Origin of the sequence: Pseudomonas sp. R38(2017) (genome assembly GCF_002112395.1) — a bacterium.
Classification (GTDB): Bacteria; Pseudomonadota; Gammaproteobacteria; order Pseudomonadales; family Pseudomonadaceae; genus Aquipseudomonas.
This window is the reverse complement of sequence record NZ_NEHN01000006.1, coordinates 325,181-346,994: the sequence shown is the minus strand read 5'-3', so window position 1 is coordinate 346,994 and position 21,814 is coordinate 325,181. Positions and strand designations below refer to the sequence as shown.

General features: G+C 60.2%; 18 protein-coding genes. 4 read left to right on the top strand and 14 right to left on the bottom strand.

Annotated features, from left to right (window positions below; genetic code table 11):
* Positions 1-9: 9 nt before the first annotated feature.
* Positions 10-762: a uroporphyrinogen-III C-methyltransferase gene (cobA, locus tag CAF87_RS17700; RefSeq protein WP_085732398.1), complete on the top strand. Its 753-nt coding sequence runs from the start codon at positions 10-12 to the stop codon at positions 760-762.
* Between the two features lie 76 nt (positions 763-838).
* Here cobA and CAF87_RS17695 read toward each other — a convergent pair whose 3' ends face one another.
* The 8 genes from CAF87_RS17695 to ppsA all read right to left on the bottom strand — a co-directional run bounded on the left by CAF87_RS17695 (position 839) and on the right by ppsA (position 9,014).
* Positions 839-1,888 carry an OmpA family protein gene (locus CAF87_RS17695; RefSeq protein WP_085711904.1) on the bottom strand — a complete coding sequence of 350 codons (1,050 nt, stop codon included), beginning with the start codon at positions 1,886-1,888 and terminating at the stop codon, positions 839-841.
* Between the two features lie 107 nt (positions 1,889-1,995).
* Positions 1,996-2,586, bottom strand: a complete 591-nt coding sequence (gene sigX / locus CAF87_RS17690; protein ID WP_011333251.1) for an RNA polymerase sigma factor SigX — start codon at positions 2,584-2,586, stop codon at positions 1,996-1,998.
* A gap of 90 nt (positions 2,587-2,676) precedes the next feature.
* Positions 2,677-3,501: a mechanosensitive ion channel domain-containing protein gene (locus tag CAF87_RS17685; protein WP_065259736.1), complete on the bottom strand. Its 825-nt coding sequence runs from the start codon at positions 3,499-3,501 to the stop codon at positions 2,677-2,679.
* 2 nt (positions 3,502-3,503) lie between these two features.
* Entirely contained in the window at positions 3,504-3,752 is a 249-nt protein-coding gene (locus tag CAF87_RS17680) for a CrfX protein (protein ID WP_065259737.1), read from the bottom strand.
* A 63-nt stretch (positions 3,753-3,815) separates the two neighbouring features.
* Positions 3,816-4,811 (bottom strand): zinc transporter ZntB, encoded by a 996-nt coding sequence (locus CAF87_RS17675; protein ID WP_085732397.1) that lies wholly within the window; start codon positions 4,809-4,811, stop codon positions 3,816-3,818.
* A gap of 25 nt (positions 4,812-4,836) precedes the next feature.
* Positions 4,837-5,328 (bottom strand): ribonuclease E activity regulator RraA, encoded by a 492-nt coding sequence (gene rraA / locus CAF87_RS17670; RefSeq protein ID WP_085732396.1) that lies wholly within the window; start codon positions 5,326-5,328, stop codon positions 4,837-4,839.
* A gap of 226 nt (positions 5,329-5,554) precedes the next feature.
* The gene (locus CAF87_RS17665) at positions 5,555-6,544 is read right to left on the bottom strand and encodes an alpha/beta fold hydrolase (RefSeq protein ID WP_085732395.1); all 990 of its coding nucleotides are present in this window, start codon (positions 6,542-6,544) and stop codon (positions 5,555-5,557) included.
* Between the two features lie 94 nt (positions 6,545-6,638).
* Positions 6,639-9,014 (bottom strand): phosphoenolpyruvate synthase, encoded by a 2,376-nt coding sequence (gene ppsA / locus CAF87_RS17660; RefSeq protein ID WP_085732394.1) that lies wholly within the window; start codon positions 9,012-9,014, stop codon positions 6,639-6,641.
* A gap of 174 nt (positions 9,015-9,188) precedes the next feature.
* On the opposite strand from ppsA, the gene CAF87_RS17655 reads away from it, so the two are divergent.
* From CAF87_RS17655 to CAF87_RS17645, 3 genes are all read left to right on the top strand, one after another.
* The gene (locus tag CAF87_RS17655; protein ID WP_085711899.1) at positions 9,189-10,007 is read left to right on the top strand and encodes a pyruvate, water dikinase regulatory protein; all 819 of its coding nucleotides are present in this window, start codon (positions 9,189-9,191) and stop codon (positions 10,005-10,007) included.
* A 295-nt stretch (positions 10,008-10,302) separates the two neighbouring features.
* On the top strand, positions 10,303-12,048 hold the full coding sequence (locus CAF87_RS17650) for an ABC transporter permease subunit (RefSeq protein ID WP_085732393.1): 1,746 nt from the start codon (positions 10,303-10,305) through the stop codon (positions 12,046-12,048).
* A gap of 14 nt (positions 12,049-12,062) precedes the next feature.
* The gene (locus CAF87_RS17645) at positions 12,063-13,385 is read left to right on the top strand and encodes an AAA-associated domain-containing protein (RefSeq protein WP_085732392.1); all 1,323 of its coding nucleotides are present in this window, start codon (positions 12,063-12,065) and stop codon (positions 13,383-13,385) included.
* Between the two features lie 20 nt (positions 13,386-13,405).
* Here the strand turns inward: CAF87_RS17645 and prpD are convergent, their stop codons facing one another.
* From prpD to CAF87_RS17615, 6 genes are all read right to left on the bottom strand, one after another.
* Positions 13,406-14,890: a 2-methylcitrate dehydratase gene (gene prpD / locus CAF87_RS17640; protein WP_085732391.1), complete on the bottom strand. Its 1,485-nt coding sequence runs from the start codon at positions 14,888-14,890 to the stop codon at positions 13,406-13,408.
* Between the two features lie 117 nt (positions 14,891-15,007).
* The gene (gene prpF / locus CAF87_RS17635; RefSeq protein ID WP_085732390.1) at positions 15,008-16,198 is read right to left on the bottom strand and encodes a 2-methylaconitate cis-trans isomerase PrpF; all 1,191 of its coding nucleotides are present in this window, start codon (positions 16,196-16,198) and stop codon (positions 15,008-15,010) included.
* 54 nt (positions 16,199-16,252) lie between these two features.
* Positions 16,253-18,847 carry a Fe/S-dependent 2-methylisocitrate dehydratase AcnD gene (gene acnD / locus CAF87_RS17630; protein WP_085732389.1) on the bottom strand — a complete coding sequence of 865 codons (2,595 nt, stop codon included), beginning with the start codon at positions 18,845-18,847 and terminating at the stop codon, positions 16,253-16,255.
* A 62-nt stretch (positions 18,848-18,909) separates the two neighbouring features.
* Positions 18,910-20,037, bottom strand: a complete 1,128-nt coding sequence (gene prpC / locus CAF87_RS17625) for a 2-methylcitrate synthase (RefSeq protein WP_085732388.1) — start codon at positions 20,035-20,037, stop codon at positions 18,910-18,912.
* Positions 20,038-20,080: 43 nt separating this feature from the next.
* Positions 20,081-20,971: a methylisocitrate lyase gene (gene prpB / locus CAF87_RS17620; protein ID WP_085732387.1), complete on the bottom strand. Its 891-nt coding sequence runs from the start codon at positions 20,969-20,971 to the stop codon at positions 20,081-20,083.
* Positions 20,968-21,690 (bottom strand): GntR family transcriptional regulator, encoded by a 723-nt coding sequence (locus tag CAF87_RS17615; RefSeq protein ID WP_169432611.1) that lies wholly within the window; start codon positions 21,688-21,690, stop codon positions 20,968-20,970. Before CAF87_RS17615 ends, prpB begins: the two co-directional genes overlap by 4 nt.
* Positions 21,691-21,814 lie beyond the last annotated feature (124 nt).

Genomic DNA, 21,814 nt, shown 5'->3' with positions numbered 1-21,814 from the left:
GAAAACACCATGAACGCAAAAGTCTGGCTGGTGGGCGCAGGTCCCGGCGATCCTGAACTGCTGACGCTCAAAGCCGTGCGTGCCTTGCGCGAAGCGGATGTGGTGCTGATCGACGATCTGGTCAACGACGCGGTGCTGGAGCACTGCCCGGCTGCGCGGATCATTGCCGTAGGCAAGCGCGGCGGCTGTCGTTCGACGCCCCAGGCATTCATTCATCGGCTGATGCTGCGTTATGCGCGCCAGGGCAAATGCGTGGTTCGCCTCAAGGGTGGTGATCCCTGCATCTTCGGCCGTGGCGGTGAGGAAGCGCGGTGGTTGCGTGAACACGGTATTGAAGTGGAGCTGGTCAATGGCATCACCGCCGGGCTGGCCGGGGCGACTCAATGCGATATTCCGCTGACATTACGCGGCGTGGCGCGGGGCGTAACGCTGGTTACCGCGCACACTCAGGATGACAGCCAGTTGAATTGGCGAGCCTTGGCGCAGGGCGGGACGACGCTGGTGATTTACATGGGGGTGGCGAAGCTCGGCGAGATTCGCGGGCAACTGCTGGCGGGCGGTATGGCGTCGGATACGCCGGTGGCGATGATCGAGAATGCCTCGTTGCCAGAGCAACGCGAATGTCGCAGTGATCTGACAGCGATGGAAGACGATGCCCTTGGTTTCCAGCTCAAGAGCCCTGCGATTCTGCTGATCGGCGCCGTCGCCGCCGCTGCAACCCGGCTCGATTCGATTGGCTGGGCAGCCGATCGACTGGCCTGACAATCCCCGGTTTCACCAAATCGCAGACAAAGAAAAGCCCGGCATAAGCCGGGCTTTTCTCAAAGCAGCGAGCTAATTACTTAGCTTGAGCTTCAACCTGAGCTTCTACGCGACGGTTAACGGCGCGGCCAGCTTCGGTTTTGTTGTCAGCAACTGGACGGGTTTCGCCGTAGCCAATCGACTGAACGCGGGACGATTCAACACCGTACTGGTTAACCAGAACTTGCTTAACGGCGTTTGCACGACGCTCGGACAGTTTCTGGTTGTAAGCGTCAGGACCGACGGAGTCAGTGTGACCTTCAACAGTGGTGTGAGTCGATGGGTACTGCTTCATGAAGTCAGCCAGGTTCTTGATGTCAGCGTAGCTGTTTGGCTTGACGACCGACTTGTCAAAGTCGAACTTCACGTCCAGCTCTACACGAACAACTTCAGCAACTGCCGGGCAGCCATCAGCGTCAACAGTTACGTTGGCTGGGGTGTTCGGGCACTTGTCAACGTTGTCGCAAACGCCATCGTTGTCGCTGTCGGAGCAGACTTCAGCTGGAGCTGGAACTGGAGCAGCAGCAGGCTTGTTGCCGCCACCGAAGTTCACGCCCAGACCGATTACTGGAGCGTAGTTCCAGCGACCGTTGTCCAGTTTGTAGTCAGCGTCTACACCAGCACGGGCGTAGAAGTTTTCAGCGAAGTAGTACTTAACGCCAGCGCCAGCGTTCAGGTAGGTCGACTGGTCGCGACCGGTGTGGCCGTCAGCGGCTACGTTGGTCAGGCTGCCGTGCTTCACACCGCCAGCAACGTAAGGACGCAGAGCGTCACCAGCGTTATTGAAGTGGTACTGAGCGATCAGGCCGAAGTTGTCGCCATCCAGCTTCTGGCTGCCAGTGCCGTCGTTCGAACGGGTGTGGTTGTTCTTGTCGTAGGTGAAGTTCAACGACACGTCGTCGGTCAAGAAGTAACCGATAGAGGCGCCTGGGTTGAAGCCGTCTTCGACATGGTTAACGCTGTCGTTGTACTGCTTCTTGTAGAACAGTTCGCCTTCAACTGCGCCTTGGCCTTGTGCCAGTGCGCCGAACGAAGTAGCGGCAATCAAAGAACCAATGGCCAAGCCCAAGGTGTTTTTCAGTTTCATCCGTTAAATCCCCATCTGGTGATTGTGAAGCAGTCCCGCAAACCGGGGGACAACTCGGCGGCAAGTCTATCAGAACTTGCCTACACGTAAGAGATATTTGCGCCGAACTAAGTTTCAGCAATGCCTGCAAATTTCTCACGCAATTTATCTAGAGCACGTTTGTACCGCATTTTTGTAGCACTCAAACCCATGTGCATGATGTCTGCGATCTCCTGAAATTCCAGCTCTGCGACAAAACGTAGCACCAGAATTTCACGGTCAATCGGGTTCACATACACCAGCCAGCGATCAAGCCCGCCCTTCTCCTCGGGTTTCGGCGCCTTTTCTTCGGACGCTTCCTCGAGGGGGTCAAGACTCAGTGCGTCCATCAAGCGACGCTTTCGCCGTTCCTTCCGATACTGCGTGATGCATTCGTTGTAAGTGATGCTATATAGCCATGTCTTGAACTTCGATTTCCCCTCGAAGTTCTTCAGGCCGTACAGCACCTTCAGCATCACTTCCTGACAGACATCGTCTGCGTCGCGATCGTTCCCAAGATACCGCGCACAAACGTTAAATAGTGTTCGCTGGTAACGCCGCATCAGTTCTTCATAGGCGCGCGTCACGTGAAACAGCTCGGTATGCGAGCGCGCGACCAACTCCTCGTCAGAGAGCTCGCGGGGGTCGTAGCGCGTGGATAGCGTTTGGGCTTTATTCAAAACAAGTCGTGCCGACAGTCAGGTCAATGTCCACCGCTGCCAGCATCAGCTGGCATTTTGCGGCGGCATACATTAGCAGGGTTTGCCGGGTTAGCGGCTACTCACATGCTGTTCCAGCAGGATCCGATTGGAGAGTGAGACTAGCTCACCCTCATCGGTCAGCAATGTGGTTTTAACCGTGCCGATCTCTTCGATCTGGCCTTCGACCTCGCCAACACGCACTTGTTGCCCAACCTGATACAACTCACGCACATAGATTCCCGCAAGAATCTGACCGGCAATTTCCCGGCTTCCCAGGCCCATGGCCAGCGCAACCGCCAGACCAACGGTAATCAATACGATAACGATCACATGGTTCAGCAGGTCGGTCTTGACCTCGAGCTGACTGATCGCGACCGAGATACTGATGATGATCACCAGGCCCTGGGCAATTCGCCCAAGTCCTGAAGCGTAGTCCAGACCAACGCCTTCTGCCGCACCGCGTACCAGACCGTTGGCCAGTTGCGCCAGCAATACACCCACCAGCAGTACCAACGCGGCGCCAAAAACTTTCGGCACATACAGCGCCAACATGTCCAGCGTAGCTGAAACTCGCTCAAGCCCGAGAGATTCTGCCGCAGAAACCAGGAAAATCAACAAAACGAACCAATAGACGATTTTTCCGATCAGGGTCGAGATCGGCACTTGCAGTCCCGCACGGGACATCAATTTGGTCAGGCCGGTGCCGCCCATCAGGCGGTCGAGGCCGAGTTTAGCGAGCAACTTGGACAGCAAGGTGTCCAGCAACTTGGCCACGACGAAGCCCAACAGCAGCACTACCAGTGCGCCGAACAGGTTCGGGATGAAATTAGCGACTTTGGTCCACAACGCAGTCATTGCCGTGACGAGGCTCTGAGTCCAGAGATCAAGTTCCATATTCAATCAGCCTTATCAGCAGTGCGAGCGTTAGGTTTACGGAGACGGGAAACCGGCGCGACATGAGCCGAGCCGTTGTTCAGGGCGATCATCAGCGCGGGCAGCCAGCGGCCCAGCAGGCTGAACAGATCACCGGCGCCGACCTGGCGGTTGGCGGTTTTGAGTACGCGCCCCAGGCAGGCATCGTCGTCGCGGCCGGACGGCGAGGCGTTGAGCATGTCGCGCAAAGACTGTTCAAACGGATCGTGCATACGCACCTCTCGTGATGTCTGTGAAAGACGCGGGCAAATTTGGTCGGGTCACATGGCGCATCGTCATACCCAGCGCAAACGGCGGAACAACCACCATTGTCCGAGCGCCACCGAGACCATCAGCAGGCAAGCCACAAGGAATCCGTAGGGGCTCCCGGAAAGCGGAATTCCGCCGACATTGATCCCCAGCAGGCCGGTGAGAAAACTCATCGGCAAAAAGATCCCGGTGATGATTCCGAAGCGGTACATGGTGCGATTCATGCGCACGCTCAAACGCCGGTCTTCGGTGTCCAGCACAAGCCCCACGCGCTCTCGGGTCAATTCGAGCTCTTCGAGATAGCGGGTCAGGCTGTTGTTCAATTCGTTCCAGTAGTCGGCGTCGTCATCGACGAACCAAGGCAGTTTTATCCGCGTCAGCTGTCCGAAAATATCCCGCTGCGGCGCAAGAAAACGCTTCAGCCCGGCCGCCCGGCGACGGATGTGCAAAATGGCACCGTGCTCGGGAGTATACCGTTCGTCGGCATCCAGCTTTTCTTCCTCTTCATCGACCACTTCCGAGAGGCAAGTGACCAGATCCTGCACCTTGTTGGTGAGGTATTGGGCGAGATAGAGAATGAGTTCGGACGAGGTTTTCGGGCCTTTGCCCTCACCCAGCATCGCCAACAGTTCATCGGTGGCGCGCAAGGGGCGCAGACGCAGGGAAATCACACGCTGGGCCGAAGCGAAAATTCGTACCGAGACCATATCTTCCGGCTCGGCACCCGGATTGAGGTTGACCCCGCGCAGAAACAGCAGCAATTCGGAATCGGGCAGCGGCAACAGCCGTGGACGTGTGTTCTCTTCCAGCAGCAGATCGCAGGTGAATTCGTTGAGTCCACTGGATTTGCGCAGCCAGGTCTGGGTCTGCGGGTGACTGCGATCCCAGTGCAGCCACAGGCTTTCGTGTGCCTGCAACTGCAAACTGTCGAGATCAGTCCGGGCTATCGAACGCGCACCGCCTTTACCGTCCAGCACCAGGGCATGCACCAACCCCCATTGCGCGTTTTCTTCCTCGAACATCCTCACCCCAGTGCTTACCGCGATTTTATTCAGGCATCTTCAGCGGGCTCGGCGAAATGATCACACCGTTGTTGTCCGCATAGATGTATTGGCCCGGATGAAAGGTGACACCCGCAAACGTTACCGGCACGTTGAGGTCGCCGAGACCGCGTTTGTCGGTCTTCTTCGGGTGGCTGGCCAGCGCCTGAACGCCGAGATCGGTCTGGGCGATGACGTCCACATCACGGATGCAGCCGTAGATCACCAGCCCTTCCCAGCCGTTTTTCGAGGCTTTCTCGGCGATCATGTCGCCCAGCAGCGCGCAGCGCAGAGAACCACCACCATCGACCACCAACACTTTGCCGTTGCCCTTGAGTTCGGCTTGTTCCTTGACCAGCGAGTTGTCTTCGAAGCACTTGATGGTCACGATTTCGCCACCGAAGGAATCACGGCCGCCGAAATTGCTGAACATCGGTTCCAGCACCTGCACCAGCTCCGGATAGGCGTCGCACAGGTCAGGCGTGAGGTAATGGTTCATCGAATAACTCCTGTAACAAGGAAGACGATCAAGGATGTCGCACGCTTTTGAAACGAGATCCGGCGGTCGCTGTTTACCTTAGTTCATGCAATGGTCGCTGAGCGAACCTGAACACAAGCTGAAACGTAATAGCGAAACAGCCACCAAATGTGACCGGAACCGCCCAGTGCGTCATATCTTAGCCGCAAGCCGACTCGAACGAAATGCCCTTTTCAGAGCCTTCCGCTCATCCCGCCACCGCCAGATCCACCTTTTCGCCGAGTAATGGCGTGTGCTGGTCAGCCAACCAGCGCGCCACCAGCGGCCAGACTTCAGCCTGGGCAGGCTTGCTCACCAGCATCTCGACATGGCCGAAATTTTCGCTGAAGCCCTGCTCACGTCCCAGATTGATGAACTGCTTGTGCTCGGAGCCGATTTGCTCGAACAGCTTGCGGCAGGCCCAGGCCGGATCCTGATGATCGCCAGCCGCGGTCACCGCCAAAACCGGCACCTGAACATCGGCGAGCCCCGCCCACCAATCCTTGTCCTTGTCCCCGAAACGCCCGAACAGGCCGTACCAGCGCATGCTTTCCAGGGCCAGGCCAATCGGCTCGTCTTCCGGGCCGCGCTTGAGCCGCGAGCCCGACAACTGGGCAAAACGCTTGAGAATGAAGCGCCCGCTCCACTCCACCGGTGGAATTTTCAGCGGCCAGTATGTGCGGCTGACCTGCGTGCCGAAAAATGCCGCCGACGCCACCGCCGGCTCGCCCAGGTATTCGCCGCCCAGCGCTGCCGCCAGGGTAATGCCGCCCAGCGAATGGCCGATCCAGTGCGGCACCTGCCCGCTCTGCTCACGCACGAACGCGGCGATGGCCGGCAAATCGTAACGGGCGTAGTCGGCGACGCGATTGCGGCGATAGTCCTCGTTGCGCTGGGACATGCCGTGGCCGCGCATTTCCGGGATCCACACATCGAAACCCAGTCGGGTCAGATAGGCGCCCAGCCCCAAACCTTTCGGGGAAAACCAGAAGCGCCGGTTGGAGAAGCTGCCATGCAGCAAGATCACCGGCACACCGCGAATCGCCGGCTCATCGGCCATGCCGAGACGGGTCACCGCGATTTCCACGGACCAGTCGGGACTGTTGCCCGGTTTCAAACGGTAGACATCTTCGCTCAGATCGCCGCGTCGTTCGGCGCTGATCAGAGCGACAGGAAACAGGTTGCTGCTGCTTTGCATAATGCTCTTGCACAAAAAAGGGCGGCATCCAGAGGAGCCCGCCCTACTTGAATCCTGAAGCAGCCGGTCAATCACCGGCCGCTTCGCTCACTGATCAGGCCTGAGCCTGACCCTCAGCCAGGAAGAACCAGGTTTCCAGCACGGTGTCCGGGTTCAGCGACACGCTTTCAATGCCCTGTTCCATCAGCCACTTGGCCAGGTCCGGGTGGTCCGAAGGACCCTGACCGCAGATGCCGATGTACTTGCCAGCCTTGTTGCACGCGGCAATTGCGTTGGCCAGCAGTTTCTTGACCGCTGGATTACGCTCGTCGAACAGGTGCGCGATGATCCCGGAATCACGGTCCAGACCCAGTGTCAGTTGAGTCAGGTCGTTGGAACCGATCGAGAAACCGTCGAAAAATTCGAGGAATTCTTCAGCGAGAATCGCGTTGGACGGCAGTTCGCACATCATGATCACACGCAGGCCATTGTCGCCGCGCTTCAAGCCGTTTTCGGCCAGCAGATCGACCACCTGGCTGGCTTCGCCCAGGGTACGCACGAACGGCACCATGATTTCGACGTTGGTCAGGCCCATCTCGTTGCGCACGCGTTTCAGCGCACGGCACTCGAGTTCGAAGCAGTCACGGAACGATTCGCTGATGTAACGCGAAGCCCCACGGAAGCCCAGCATCGGGTTTTCTTCTTCCGGCTCGTACAGTTTGCCGCCGATCAGGTTGGCGTATTCGTTGGACTTGAAGTCCGACAGACGCACGATGACCTTCTTCGGTGCGAACGCAGCCGCCAGGGTGCTGATGCCTTCAACCAGTTTTTCGACATAGAAGCCGACCGGATCGTCGTAACCTGCGATGCGCTTGTCGACGCTGTCCTTGATTTCCTGCGGCAGGCCGTCGTAGTTCAACAGCGCTTTCGGGTGCACGCCGATCATGCGATTGATGATGAATTCCAGACGGGCAAGGCCCACACCGGCGTTCGGCAGCTGCGCGAAATCGAAGGCGCGGTCCGGGTTGCCGACGTTCATCATGATCTTGAACGGCAGCTCCGGCATGGCGTCCACGGAGTTCTTCTTGATGTCGAAGCCCAGTTCGCCTTCGAAGATGTAACCGGTATCGCCTTCGGCGCAGGACACGGTCACGCCCTGGCCATCCTTCAGCAGTTGGGTGGCGTTGCCGCAACCGACCACTGCCGGAATACCCAGCTCACGGGCGATGATCGCCGCGTGGCAGGTACGGCCGCCACGGTTGGTGACGATGGCGCTGGCGCGCTTCATGACCGGTTCCCAGTCCGGGTCGGTCATGTCGGAGACCAGCACGTCGCCAGGCTGGACTTTGTCCATTTCCGACACGTCGCGGATGATCCGCACCTTGCCCGCGCCGATGCGCTGACCGATGGCACGACCTTCCACCAGCACGGTGCCGGTTTCTTTCAGCAGGTAACGTTCCATGACGTTGGCCTGGGTACGGCTCTTCACGGTTTCCGGACGGGCCTGCACGATGTACAGCTTGCCGTCATCACCGTCCTTGGCCCACTCGATGTCCATCGGGCAGCCGTAGTGCTTCTCGATGATCATCGCCTGTTTGGCCAGTTCGCTGACTTCAGCGTCGGTCAGGCAGAAACGTGCACGGTCGGCCTTGTCGACATCGACGGTCTTCACGGAACGACCGGCCTTGGCCTCGTCGCCGTAGATCATCTTGATGGCCTTGCTGCCCAGGTTGCGACGCAGGATCGCCGGACGACCGGCCTCCAGCGTGCCCTTGTGAACATAGAATTCGTCCGGGTTCACCGCGCCTTGTACGACGGTTTCGCCCAGGCCGTAGGCGCCGGTGATGAACACCACGTCACGGAAGCCGGATTCGGTATCGAGGGTGAACATCACGCCGGCGGTGCCGGTTTCCGAACGCACCATGCGCTGCACGCCAGCCGACAGGGCGACCAGCTTGTGGTCGAAGCCCTGGTGCACGCGGTAGGAAATGGCACGGTCGTTGAACAGGGAAGCGAACACTTCCTTGGCCGCGCGAATGACGTTTTCAACGCCACGGATGTTCAGGAAGGTTTCCTGCTGACCGGCGAACGAAGCGTCCGGCAAGTCTTCGGCGGTGGCGGAGGAACGTACTGCCACGGCCACGTCAGGATTGCCGGCCGACAGCGCGGCGAACGCGGTGCGGATCTCGGTGTTCAGTTTTTCAGGGAATTCGGCTTCCATGATCCATTGGCGGATCTGGGCACCAGTCTTGGCCAGGGCATTGACGTCATCGACGTCCAGCGCATCGAGGGCCTTGTGGATCTGATCGTTCAGACCGCTCAGTTCCAGGAAGTCGCGATAGGCCTGCGCCGTGGTGGCGAAGCCGCCGGGGACCGAAACACCGGCACCGGCCAGGTTACTGATCATCTCGCCCAGGGATGCGTTCTTGCCCCCCACATGCTCAACATCGTGTTTGCCGAGCTTATCGAGGGAAACTACGTACTCTACCAAGGTGATCTCTCCACTAACTGTGTTGGAAAAGCTCAGAAACCGGCGGCTCGGGGGAGCGTTGGCCGGCTGTATGGCCTGGACCTGGAAAATAAGTGAGAATGCGGGCCAATGGCGGCCGGCAAATCGCGCCTATCATATCCAGAAATACTCATTAGCTTAAGGCCCAAGGTGCAAATGAAACGATCTGCTTTCTTTATCTCCGATGGCACCGGCATCACCGCCGAAACCCTGGGTCAAAGCCTTCTGGCGCAGTTCGAAAACATCACCTTCACCAAACTCACGCGGCCCTACATCGACAACGCGGACAAAGCGCGGGCCATGGTACAACAAATCAACAAAGCCGCTGAAACCGACGGTTTCCGGCCGATCATCTTCGACACCATCGTCAATCAGGACATTCGTGAGATTCTCGCAACCTCCAATGGTTTCATGATCGACATTTTCTCAACCTTCCTCGCCCCTCTCGAGCAGGAGCTGACCGAGCATTCTTCCTACACTGTCGGCAAATCCCATTCGATCGGTCACAACTCCAACTACATGGAGCGGATCGAGGCGGTGAACTTCGCCCTCGACAACGACGACGGCGCCCGCACCCACTATTACGACAAGGCCGACCTGATACTAGTGGGCGTGTCGCGTTGTGGTAAGACGCCGACGTGTCTGTACATGGCGATGCAATTCGGCATCCGTGCGGCCAACTACCCGCTGACCGAAGACGACATGGAACGCCTGCAACTGCCGGCCGCCCTGCGCGCCCACCAGCACAAGCTGTTCGGCCTGACCATCGACCCGGACCGCCTCACTGCGATCCGCAACGAGCGCAAGCCCAACAGCCGCTATTCGAGCTACGCCCAGTGCGAATTCGAAGTGCGCGAAGTGGAGAACCTGTTCCGCCGCGAGAACATCCCGCACATCAATTCCACGCATTTTTCCGTGGAAGAGATTTCGGCGAAGATCCTGGTGGAAAAAGGCGTGGAGCGGCGGTTCAAGTAACCCGGCCCCGCCCAACCTGTCCGCAGGCTGAATGAAGTATCACAAGCCCGCTCCCGGACCGTGTTTTTTACGCCTCTGTAACATTTCGAAATATACAATCCGCGCAAGTTGCGTATCCGGCCCGAAACCGGATGCGCCAACCCTCTCGACCCGGTGAATTCACCGGGTCCGCAGCATCCGCTTCCCACTTGAAGTCATGGAATGAGCGCCCGCTCCTTCCCGGGTGCGCAATGCAGACAGAAGCTACGCTCAGACAGCCGCGCCTCCATTCAGAACGCTGCAGGACTCACTGCCTATGAACAAAGTGTTCCGCCACTACATCCCGGCCTCGACACGGCGCCTGTTGCCCAATCGCTGGGACTTGATCGCCCTGCCGCTGGTGATCGGCTTTTTGCTGTTTTTCTCCATCGTTGCCCGGGAAACCTGGGCCCCGATCGGCTCCCTGCAAAGTGAAGTGGTGTCCCTCGACCCGAGCAATTTACCCGAATACGCCATGCGCACCACCCTGCGCATGCTCGCGGCAATGGTCGCGTCACTGGTGTTCACCCTGCTCTACGGCACGTTGGCCGCAAAAAGCCGTCGGGCCGAAAAGCTGCTGGTGCCGGTGCTGGACATCCTGCAATCGGTGCCGGTGCTGGGTTACATCTCCTTTACCGTGACCTTCTTTTTATTGCTGTTTCCGGGCCGGGTACTGGGCGCGGAACTCGCCGCGATCTTTGCCATTTTCACCAGCCAGGCGTGGAACATGACCTTCAGCTTCTACCAATCGTTGCGCATGCTGCCGCGGGACCTGGTGGAAGTGTCGACCAACCTGCAACTGTCCGGCTGGCAGAAGTTCTGGAAGCTCGACGTGCCTTTCGCCATGCCCGGACTGGTCTGGAACATGATGATGAGCATGTCCGGCGGCTGGTTTTTCGTTGTGGCCTCGGAAGCGATCACCGTCGGTGACCAAACCATCACCCTGCCGGGGATCGGCTCGTTCCTGGCCATGGCCATCGCGCAAAAGGACATGCACGCGGTGGGCTACGTCATCCTGACAATGGTCGTGGTCATCCTGATCTATGACCAGTTCCTGTTCCGCCCTCTGGTTGCGTGGGCGGACAAGTTCCGCATGGAAAACACCGCCTCACAGACCACCGCACCGGAGTCCTGGGTACTGAATCTGATCCAGCGTACCCGGCTGGTCCAGCGCATTTTGCGCCCCATCACTCGCGTCATCAGCCGAATCGGCAATATGCGCCTGAACCTGCCGCGCACCGCGCGCAAGGTCATGGCCTCGGAAAGCCCCGCCACCACCAAAGTGATCGACTGGATCTGGGGCTCGCTGATCGGGTTGCTGACCGCGTATGCGCTCTATCACATCGTTTTGTACGTCGGCACCGAAGTAACGTTTGCCGAGGTCGGACATGTGTTGCTGATGGGGGTGTTTACCCTGTTGCGAGTGGCCGGGCTGATCTTCATCGCCTCGCTGATCTGGGTGCCGCTGGGCGTGATGATCGGCCTGCGACCGGCGCTGGCGGAAAAAATCCAGCCACTGGCGCAGTTCCTCGCGGCGTTCCCGGCGAATCTGCTGTTCCCGGTATTCGTCATCGTGATCCTGCGTTACCAGTTGAACCCGGATATATGGCTCAGTCCGCTGATCGTGCTCGGCACCCAGTGGTACATCCTGTTCAACGTGATCGCCGGGGCCAGCGCCTTCCCCAATGACTTCAAGGAAGCCGCCGCCAACTTCCGCATTCACGGCTGGCTGTGGTGGCGCAAGGTGATGCTGCCGGGGATCTTCCCGTATTACGTGACGGGTGCAATTACCGCCTCGGGTGGTGCGTGGAACGCCAGCATCGTTTCCGAATTCGTTTCCTGGGGGCAAGACAAGGTCGTCGCCCATGGCCTGGGCGCCTACATCGCGCAAACCACGGCCGCCGGCGACTTCCCGAAAATCACCCTCGGCGTGGTGGTGATGTCGTTCTTTGTCGTGGCCTTCAATCGCGTGGTCTGGCGGCCGATGTACGCCATGGCCGAAAACAAACTTCGCCTGAACTGACGGGATTCGATGTGATGAATACCTATACCGAACACGCGGGCACCACACCCGAAATCTACTCGCTCACCGACGTCAACCGGGTGTTTGGCAAGGGCAAGGACGAGTTGCAAGTGCTCAGCGGGGTCAACCTGGCCCTGCACGAAGGCGAGATCGTTGGCATGCTCGGCCGCTCCGGCTCGGGCAAGTCGACCCTGCTGCGGATCATCGCGGGCCTGATCGAGCCTTCGTCGGGCGAGGTTCTGTACAACGGCAAGCCGCTGGACGGCCCGGCCGAAGGTGTGGCCATGGTGTTCCAGACCTTTGCCCTGTTCCCGTGGCTGACGGTGCTGGAAAACGTCGAGGCCGGCCTGCAAGCCTTGCAGGTCGAACGCAAGGAAGCGCGCAAGCGTGCGCTGGCGGCCATCGACCTGATCGGCCTGGACGGTTTCGAAAACGCCTATCCTCGCGAACTGTCCGGCGGCATGCGCCAGCGCGTGGGATTCGCTCGCGGGCTGGTGGTCAACCCGACGCTACTGTTGATGGACGAGCCCTTCTCGGCGCTGGACGTGTTGACCGCCGAAACCCTGAGAAACGACTTGCTGGATCTGTGGAGCGGCAAGCAACTGCCGATCAAATCGATCCTGATCGTGACCCACAACATTGAAGAAGCGGTGTTGATGTGCGACCGCATTATGGTGCTGTCTTCCAACCCCGGGCGGCTGGTGGCGGAAATCAAGGTGCCCTTCGCCCACCCACGCAATCGCCTGGATCCGGCGTTCCGGCAGATGGTCGATGACATCTACGCGCAGATGACCGACCGCCGCAGCGCCGATGCCAGCACCGGCAAACCCGAACTGAAGATCAGCAGCCCGCTGCAGGAAGTGTCCACCAACTTGATGGCGGGCCTTATCGAAACCCTCGCGGCCGAGCCCTACAACGGCCACGCCGGTCTGCCCACCGTAGCCGAGCGTCGCTTGCTGGAAGTGGACGACCTGTTCCCGGTGGCCGAGATGCTCGAATACCTGGGTTTCGCCGAACTCAAGGGCGCGGACATCACCCTGACGGACGCCGGCAAACTGTTCGCCGACTACGGCACCCAGGAGCGCAAGACCCTGTTTGCCGAACATCTGATCCGCTACATACCGCTGGCCGCGCGGATCCGCCAGGTATTGCTGGAGCGCAACGGCCACCGGGCGCCACGGGTGCGTTTCGAGCAGGAACTGGAAGACTCGCTGACCGAAGCCTTCGTCGAGAAAAACCTGGAAATCGTGATTGCCTGGGGTCGCTATGCGGAGATTTTCTCCTACGACGACCATACGGAGACCTTCAGCCTGGACGATGTCGAGGGCAGCCTGTAGCCCTCGACAATCCCGGCGTTTCAGATCACGAACAAGTCGACAAAACGATTCACCGGCGTCGCCTCGAGCCGCGTCTGATCCTTGCACAGCGCAAGGATCTCGGCGCTGCGCTGGCCGGTGAAACGCGTGGCCAGGTTCGCCCTGAACTTGTCCTCCAGCAACGGAATGCCCTCGGCCCGACGCCGGCGGTGACCGATCGGGTACTCCACCACCACGTTTTCGGTGCTGGAGCCGTCCTTGAAAAACACCTGCACCGCGTTGGCAATCGAGCGCTTGTCGGCTTCGAGATATTCGCGGGTGAAACGCGGATCTTCGACGATGACCATTTTTTCGCGCAGCACATCGATGACCGGATGAGCTGCGTGGAAATCGTCTTCGTACTGCTCGGCCACCAGATTGCCAAACGCCAGCGGCACGGCGGTCATGTACTGAATGCAGTGATCGCGGTCGGCGGCGTTGGCCAACGGGCCGACCTTGGAAATGATGCGGATCGCCGATTCGTGGGTGGTGATGACGATGCGGTCGATCTCATGCAGACGATTGCGCACCTGCGGGTGCAGGGTCACCGCGGCTTCGCAGGCGGTTTGCGCGTGGAATTCGGCGGGGAAGCTGATCTTGAACAGCACGTTTTCCATCACGTAACTGCCGAAGGGTCGCGAGAAACTGAAGGCTCGCTTGCCTTCAGGCTTGAGCGCCAGATCGTTGTTGGTGTGGCTGAACAGCACGTCGTAGAAGCCCCACTGCTTGGCCGTCAGCACACCGGGAATTCCCATTTCACCGCGCATCGCGATATCCGCCAGACGCACGCCACGACTGGACGCATCCCCCGCCGCCCAGGATTTGCGTGAGCCGGCATTCGGCGCATGGCGGTAAGTACGCAATGCCTGACCGTCGGCGAACGCGTGGGACAACGCAGACAACAGCTGCTCGCGATGGGCGCCCATCAGTTTGGCGACAACTGCTGTGGAGGCCACTTTCACCAGGATCACATGGTCGAGGCCTACGCGGTTGAAGGAGTTTTCCAGTGCGATTACGCCCTGAATCTCGTGAGCCATGATCATTGCTTCAAGCACATCGCGCACCGTCAGCGGCGATTCGCCATTGGCCAGGCGTTTCTGCGACAGGTGATCGGCCACCGCGAGAATCCCGCCGAGGTTGTCCGACGGATGCCCCCATTCGGCGGCGAGCCAGGTGTCGTTGTAATCGAGCCAGCGCACGATGCAGCCGATGTCCCACGCGGCTTTTACCGGGTCGAGGCGATAGGAAGTGCCCGGCACCCGCGCGCCGAAGGGCACGACGGTGCCTTCGACGATGGGGCCAAGGTGTTTGATGCACTCGGGGAAACGCAGGGCCAGCAGGCCGCAGCCCAGGGTGTCCATCAGACAGTTGCGGGCGGTGTCGAGAGCTTCGGTGGATTCGATTTTGAAGGTCAGAACGTAATCGGCGATGTCCTGCAGGACACGGTCGTAGTCGGGGCGGTTGTTCAGGTCGACGTTGGTGCTCATGTTCGATTCACTCTTGGAAGTGGTTCGTTGATGGGACCTCGGTTCAGGGCTGATTTTCTTCTTATTGAAATGCGCATGGCGGTGAGAGCGAACGGGCTCGCTCTCACCGGTTGTTCATTAGAACGAATCTCCAGGCACGCGGACGTAACCTTCCATCAGCACGCGCGCACTGCGGCTCATGATCGCCCTCTTCACGACCCACTCACCGTTTTCCAGACTCGCTTCAGCCCCGACGCGCAACGTCCCGGACGGATGCCCGAAGCGCACGGCGTTACGCTCAACACCGCCGGCCGCGAGGTTGACCAAGGTGCCGGAAATGGCCGCTGCGGTGCCAATCGCCACCGCCGCCGTCCCCATCATCGCGTGGTGCAACTTGCCCATCGACAACGCACGCACCAGCAAATCTACATCCCCGGCGCCAATGGTTTTTCCACTGGACGCCACGTAATCCGCAGGCTTGGCGACAAACGCTACTTTCGGCGTGTGTTGACGCTTGGCCGCTTCATCCAGATTGGAAATCAGCCCCATACGCAACGCACCGTAGGCGCGGATGGTCTCGAACATCTGCAGCGCTTTCGGATCGCTGTTGATCGCGCTCTGCAGTTCGGTGCCGGTGTAGCCGATGTCTTCGGCGTTGACGAAGATCGTCGGGATACCCGCGTTGATCATGGTCGCCTTGAAGGTGCCGACGCCCGGCACTTCCAGTTCATCGATCAGATTGCCGGTGGGGAACATCGAACCACCGCCGCCCTCTTCTTCCGCCGCCGGGTCCATGAATTCGACCTGCACTTCGGCGGCCGGGAAAGTCACGCCGTCGAGTTCGAAATCACCGGTTTCCTGGACTTCGCCGTTGGTGATCGGCACGTGGGCGATGATCGTCTTGCCGATGTTGGCCTGCCACACGCGCACCACCGCCACACCGTTGTGCGGAATGCGGCTGGCGTCCACCAGACCATTGCTGATGGCGAACGAGCCGACCGCCGCCGACAGGTTGCCGCAGTTGCCGCTCCAGTCCACGAACGGCTTGTCGATGGACACCTGACCGAACAGGTAATCGACGTCGTGATCGGCCTTGATGCTTTTCGACAGGATCACGGTTTTGCTGGTGCTGGAAGTGGCGCCGCCCATGCCGTCGATCTGTTTGTCGTACGGGTCGGGGCTGCCGATCACCCGCAGTAACAGCGCATCGCGGGTCGGGCCGGGGATTTGCGCGGCTTCGGGCAGATCATTCAGGCTGAAAAACACGCCTTTGCTGGTACCGCCGCGCATGTAGGTGGCGGGGATCTTGATTTGCGGTGCGTGAGCCATGGTGCTCCTTAACGAAGGCATGGGACTTGAAGTCCCATGCCCACATCAGTTGATTTAAACGGCAACCGCCGACTCTTCGAGGAAGTCCTGAGCGAAGCGCTGCAGCACGCCGCCGGCCTCGTAGATCGACACTTCTTCGGCGGTGTCTAGGCGGCAGGTCACCGGCACTTCGACGCGCTCACCGTTCTTGCGATGGATCACCAGCGTCAGGTCGGCACGCGGTGTGCGCTCACCGATCACGTCGTAGGTTTCGCTGCCGTCGATGCCCAGGGTCTTGCGGTCGGTGCCCGGTTTGAACTCCAGCGGCAACACGCCCATGCCCACCAGGTTGGTGCGGTGAATGCGCTCGAAACCTTCGGCGGCAATCGCTTCCACACCCGCCAGACGCACGCCTTTGGCCGCCCAGTCCCGGGACGAGCCCTGACCGTAGTCGGCGCCGGCAATGATGATCAGCGGCTGCTTGCGTTCCATGTAGGTTTCGATGGCTTCCCACATGCGCATCACTTTGCCTTCCGGCTCGACGCGTGCCAGCGAACCCTGCTTGACCTTGCCGTTTTCCACGACCATTTCGTTGAACAGTTTCGGGTTGGCAAACGTCGCGCGCTGCGCGGTCAAGTGGTCGCCACGGTGGGTCGCGTAAGAGTTGAAGTCCTCTTCCGGCAGGCCCATTTTCGCCAGATATTCGCCGGCAGCACTGTCGAGCATGATCGCGTTCGAAGGCGACAGGTGATCGGTGGTGATGTTGTCAGGCAGCACCGCCAGCGGACGCATGCCCTTGAGCGGCCGAGCCCCGGCCAGCGCACCTTCCCAGTAGGGCGGACGACGGATATAGGTGCTCATTTCACGCCAGTCGTACAGCGGCGCGACTTTCGGGCCGGTGTCTTCGTGAACGGCAAACATCGGAATGTAAACCTGACGGAACTGCTCCGGCTTCACCGAGGATTTCACCACCGCGTCGATTTCTTCGTCGCTCGGCCAGATGTCCTTCAGGCGGATTTCCTTGCCGTCGACCACGCCGAGCACATCTTTTTCGATGTCGAAACGGATGGTGCCGGCAATCGCATAAGCCACCACCAGCGGCGGCGAAGCGAGGAACGCCTGCTTGGCGTACGGGTGAATCCGGCCGTCGAAGTTGCGGTTGCCGGACAGCACAGCGGTGGCGTACAAGTCGCGGTCGATGATCTCTTGTTGAATCACCGGATCCAGCGCACCGGACATACCGTTGCAGGTGGTGCAGGCGAAAGCGACGACGCCAAAACCGAGCTGTTCCAGCTCCGTGGTCAGTCCCGCTTCATCGAGGTACAGCGCCACGGTTTTCGAGCCCGGCGCCAGCGACGACTTGACCCACGGTTTGCGAGTCAAGCCGAGCTTGTTGGCGTTGCGCGCCAGCAGGCCGGCGGCGATTACGTTGCGCGGGTTGCTGGTGTTGGTGCAACTGGTGATGGCAGCGATGATCACCGCGCCGTCGGGCATTTGCCCCGGAACGTCTTCCCATTTCCCGGAGATGCCTTTGGCCGCCAGATCCGACACCGCCACACGGGCGTGCGGGTTGCTCGGGCCGGCCATGTTGCGCACCACCGAAGACAGGTCGAACGTCAGCCCGCGCTCGTATTGCGCGCCTTTCAGGCTGTCGGCCCACAGGCCTATCTGCTTGGCATATTGCTCGACGAGCTGCACTTGCTGGTCTTCGCGACCGGTGAGTTTCAGGTAGTCGATGGTCTGCTGGTCGATGTAGAACATCGCCGCCGTGGCTCCGTATTCCGGGGCCATGTTGGAGATGGTCGCGCGGTCACCGAGGGTCAGCGCGGAGGCACCTTCACCGAAGAATTCCAGCCACGCGCCGACCACTTTCTGTTTGCGCAGGTACTCGGTCAGCGCCAGCACCATGTCGGTGGCGGTAATGCCCGGTTGCAGCTTGCCGGTCAGTTCGACGCCGACGCTTTCCGGCAGACGCATCCACGACGCGCGGCCGAGCATCACGCTTTCGGCTTCAAGCCCACCAACGCCGATGGCAATCACGCCCAGCGCATCAACGTGCGGGGTGTGGCTGTCGGTGCCGACGCAGGTATCCGGGAACGCCACACCGTCACGCACCTGGATCACCGGAGACATTTTCTCCAGGTTGATCTGGTGCATGATGCCGTTGCCCGGCGGGATCACGTCGACGTTCTTGAACGCCTTCTTGGTCCAGTTGATGAAGTGGAAACGGTCTTCGTTGCGACGGTCTTCGATGGCGCGGTTTTTCTCGAACGCCAGCTTGTCAAAACCGCCCGCCTCTACCGCCAGCGAGTGGTCGACGATCAATTGCGTCGGCACCACCGGGTTGACTTGCGCCGGGTCGCCGCCCTGCTGGGCAATCGCGTCACGCAGGCCGGCCAGATCCACCAGCGCGGTCTGGCCGAGAATGTCGTGGCACACCACGCGAGCCGGGAACCACGGGAAGTCGAGGTCGCGTTTGCGCTCGATCAGTTGCTTCAGGGAATCGGTGAGCGTGGCCGGGTCGCAGCGACGCACGAGGTTTTCCGCCAGCACGCGAGAGGTGTACGGCAGGGTGTCGTAGCTGCCGGGCTGGATCGCATCGACAGCCGCACGGACGTCGAAAAAGTCCAGCGGCGTGCCAGGCAGGTTCTTGCGAAATTCTGTGTTCATCGGTCAGGACTCGGTCACGGTAGTTTCAAAGAGGGGGCGCCTGTACCGGCGCCCTCCCCCGGTCAGCGCTGTTCGATTGGCACGAACTTGCGCTGTTCGACGCCAACATACTCGGCGCTTGGACGGATGATGCGGTTGTTGGCGCGCTGTTCGAACACGTGCGCCGCCCAGCCGGTCAGGCGCGAGCAGACGAAGATCGGCGTGAACAGCTTGGTCGGGATGCCCATGAAGTGGTACGCCGAGGCATGGTAGAAGTCGGCGTTGGGGAACAGTTTCTTCTGCTCCCACATGGTCTTGTCGATGGCTTCCGAAACCGGGAACAGCACCTTGTCGCCCACTTCGTCGGCGAGTTGTTTCGACCAGCCCTTGATCACCTCGTTGCGCGGATCGCTGTCCTTATAGATCGCGTGGCCGAAGCCCATGATCTTGTCCTTGCGCTCCAACATGCCGAGGGTGCCCTTGATCGCCTCTTCCGGCGACGAGAAGCGCTCGATCATCTCCATCGCCGCTTCGTTGGCGCCGCCGTGCAGCGGGCCGCGCAGCGAGCCGATGGCTGCCGTGACGCACGAGTACAGATCGGACAGCGTCGAAGCGCACACCCGAGCAGTGAAGGTCGAGGCGTTGAACTCGTGTTCGGCGTAGAGGATCAGCGACACGTTCATCACCTTGACGTGCAGTTCGCTCGGCTTCTTGTCGTGCAGCAGGTGCAGGAAGTGGCCGCCGATGGACGGCTCGTCCGTCACGCAATTGATGCGTTTGCCGTCGTGGCTGAAGCGATACCAGTAGCACATGATCGCCGGGAACGCGGCCAACAGCCGGTCGGTCTTGTCGCGTTGCTCGGAGAAGTCTTTCTCCGGCTCGATGTTGCCCAGGAACGAGCAACCGGTACGCATCACGTCCATCGGGTGGGCTTCGGCGGGGATGCGTTCCAGCACTTCCTTCAGCGCTTGCGGCAGGTTGCGCAGCTTGCTCAGCTTGCCTTGATACTCGGCGAGTTGGGCCTTGGTCGGCAGCTCTCCGTAGAGCAGCAGGTACGCCACTTCTTCAAATTGTGCGTCTGCCGCCAGTTCACGCACGTCGTAGCCGCGATAGGTCAGCCCGGCACCGGTCTGGCCCACGGTGGACAGTGCGGTTTGCCCGGCGACCTGGCCCCGGAGCCCGGCGCCACTGAGTACTTTTGCTTCGGCCATTGTTGTCTCCAATCTTGAATTTGTTAGGGAGTACGGTTGCGGCTTACTTCTTCGCCGCAAACAACGCGTCGAGCTTCTGCTCGAAGGTGTGGTAATCGATGCGATCGTAGAGCTCCATGCGAGTCTGCATGGTGTCGATGACATTCTGCTGGGTACCGTCGCGGCGGATCGCGGTGTAGACGTTTTCTGCCGCCTTGTTCATCGCGCGGAACGCCGACAGCGGATACAGCACCAGCGACACATCTGCTCCCGCAAGCTGCTCGGTGGTGTACAGCGGCGTCGAGCCGAATTCGGTGATATTGGCCAGGATCGGCGCTTTCACACGGTTGGCGAACAGCTTGTACATCTCCAGTTCAGTGATGGCTTCCGGGAAAATCATGTCGGCGCCAGCCTCGATGCACGCGGCGGCGCGATCCAGTGCCGAGTCCAGGCCTTCAACGGCCAACGCGTCGGTGCGGGCCATGATCACGAAGCTGTCGTCGGTACGGGCATCGACGGCGGCCTTGATGCGGTCGACCATTTCCTGCTGGGTCACGATCTCTTTGTTCGGACGATGGCCGCAGCGCTTGGCGCCTACCTGATCTTCGATGTGAATCGCAGCGGCGCCGAACTTGATCATCGACTTGACGGTGCGGGCCACGTTGAACGCCGAGGCGCCGAAACCGGTGTCGACGTCTACCAGCAGTGGCAGGTCGCAGACGTCGGTGATGCGGCGCACGTCGGTCAGCACGTCATCCAGGCCGGTGATGCCCAGGTCCGGCACGCCGAGGGAGCCGGCAGCTACCCCGCCACCGGAGAGGTAAATCGCCTTGAAACCGGCGCGCTTGGCCAGCAGCGCGTGGTTGGCGTTGATCGCGCCGACCACTTGCAGCGGATGTTCGCTGGCGACCGCATCGCGGAAACGCTGGCCTGGAGTGCTCTTGTTGGAACTCATGACTCACCTCGTTCAGTGGCTGTCTTATTGTCGGCGCCGTCCTGGTAATGACGGGCGATGTTGCGTTTCGAGGCGCCGATGTGGCGGCGCATCAACAATTCCGCGAGCTCGCCGTCACGGTCGGCGATGGCATCGAGAATCCGGTGGTGTTCGGCAAAAGCCTGGCGCGGGCGGTTGGGCGTGGTGGAAAACTGGATGCGGTACATGCGCACCAGTTGATAGAGCTCGCCGCAAAGCATTTGCGTAAGGGTGCGATTACCGCTGCCCTGGATGATCCGGTAGTGAAAGTCGAAATCGCCTTCCTGCTGGTAGTAGCCGACGCCGGCCTGGAACGCGGCATCGCGCTCGTGGGTTTCCAGCACCCGGCGCAGTTCGTCGATTTCTTCGACGCTCATGCGTTCAGCCGCCAGACGGCAGGCCATGCCTTCAAGGGACTCGCGAATTTCGTAGAGTTCGAGCAGTTCGGCGTGGCTCAGCGAGACCACCCGCGCGCCGACGTGCGGCACGCGCACCAGCAGGCGCTGGCCTTCGAGCCGGTGGATCGCCTCACGCAGCGGCCCACGACTGATGCCATAGGTGCGCGCCAGTTCAGGCTCGGAGATCTTGCTGCCCGGGGCGATCTCGCCTTTGACGATGGCCGCCTGGATACGTCGGAAGACGTTTTCGGACAGGGTTTCCGAATCGTCGCCGCTGATGACCGGGGGATCGAGTTGATCCAGCATATTGTCGACACCTTTAAATCCAATGCGGCAAAAACTAGCGAATCAGCCCGCTCCAGTCAAAGGATAAATGGATATTGTCGACAATCGTCTAATAACGCCCGATATCAGCCCCAAGGGTTAT

What these genes read in the sequence shown, in the direction of transcription:
- CAF87_RS17655 (WP_085711899.1), top strand. Translation starts at nt 9,189, where the DNA reads ATGAAACGATCTGCTTTCTTTATCTCCGATGGCACCGGCATCACCGCC.
- prpC (WP_085732388.1), bottom strand. Translation starts at nt 20,037, where the DNA reads ATGGCCGAAGCAAAAGTACTCAGTGGCGCCGGGCTCCGGGGCCAGGTC.
- CAF87_RS17695 (WP_085711904.1), bottom strand. Translation starts at nt 1,888, where the DNA reads ATGAAACTGAAAAACACCTTGGGCTTGGCCATTGGTTCTTTGATTGCC.
- prpB (WP_085732387.1), bottom strand. Translation starts at nt 20,971, where the DNA reads ATGAGTTCCAACAAGAGCACTCCAGGCCAGCGTTTCCGCGATGCGGTC.
- CAF87_RS17680 (WP_065259737.1), bottom strand. Translation starts at nt 3,752, where the DNA reads ATGCACGATCCGTTTGAACAGTCTTTGCGCGACATGCTCAACGCCTCG.
- acnD (WP_085732389.1), bottom strand. Translation starts at nt 18,847, where the DNA reads ATGAACACAGAATTTCGCAAGAACCTGCCTGGCACGCCGCTGGACTTT.
- CAF87_RS17675 (WP_085732397.1), bottom strand. Translation starts at nt 4,811, where the DNA reads ATGTTCGAGGAAGAAAACGCGCAATGGGGGTTGGTGCATGCCCTGGTG.
- prpD (WP_085732391.1), bottom strand. Translation starts at nt 14,890, where the DNA reads ATGAGCACCAACGTCGACCTGAACAACCGCCCCGACTACGACCGTGTC.
- rraA (WP_085732396.1), bottom strand. Translation starts at nt 5,328, where the DNA reads ATGAACCATTACCTCACGCCTGACCTGTGCGACGCCTATCCGGAGCTG.
- prpF (WP_085732390.1), bottom strand. Translation starts at nt 16,198, where the DNA reads ATGGCTCACGCACCGCAAATCAAGATCCCCGCCACCTACATGCGCGGC.
- CAF87_RS17685 (WP_065259736.1), bottom strand. Translation starts at nt 3,501, where the DNA reads ATGGAACTTGATCTCTGGACTCAGAGCCTCGTCACGGCAATGACTGCG.
- CAF87_RS17665 (WP_085732395.1), bottom strand. Translation starts at nt 6,544, where the DNA reads ATGCAAAGCAGCAGCAACCTGTTTCCTGTCGCTCTGATCAGCGCCGAA.
- CAF87_RS17650 (WP_085732393.1), top strand. Translation starts at nt 10,303, where the DNA reads ATGAACAAAGTGTTCCGCCACTACATCCCGGCCTCGACACGGCGCCTG.
- cobA (WP_085732398.1), top strand. Translation starts at nt 10, where the DNA reads ATGAACGCAAAAGTCTGGCTGGTGGGCGCAGGTCCCGGCGATCCTGAA.
- CAF87_RS17645 (WP_085732392.1), top strand. Translation starts at nt 12,063, where the DNA reads ATGAATACCTATACCGAACACGCGGGCACCACACCCGAAATCTACTCG.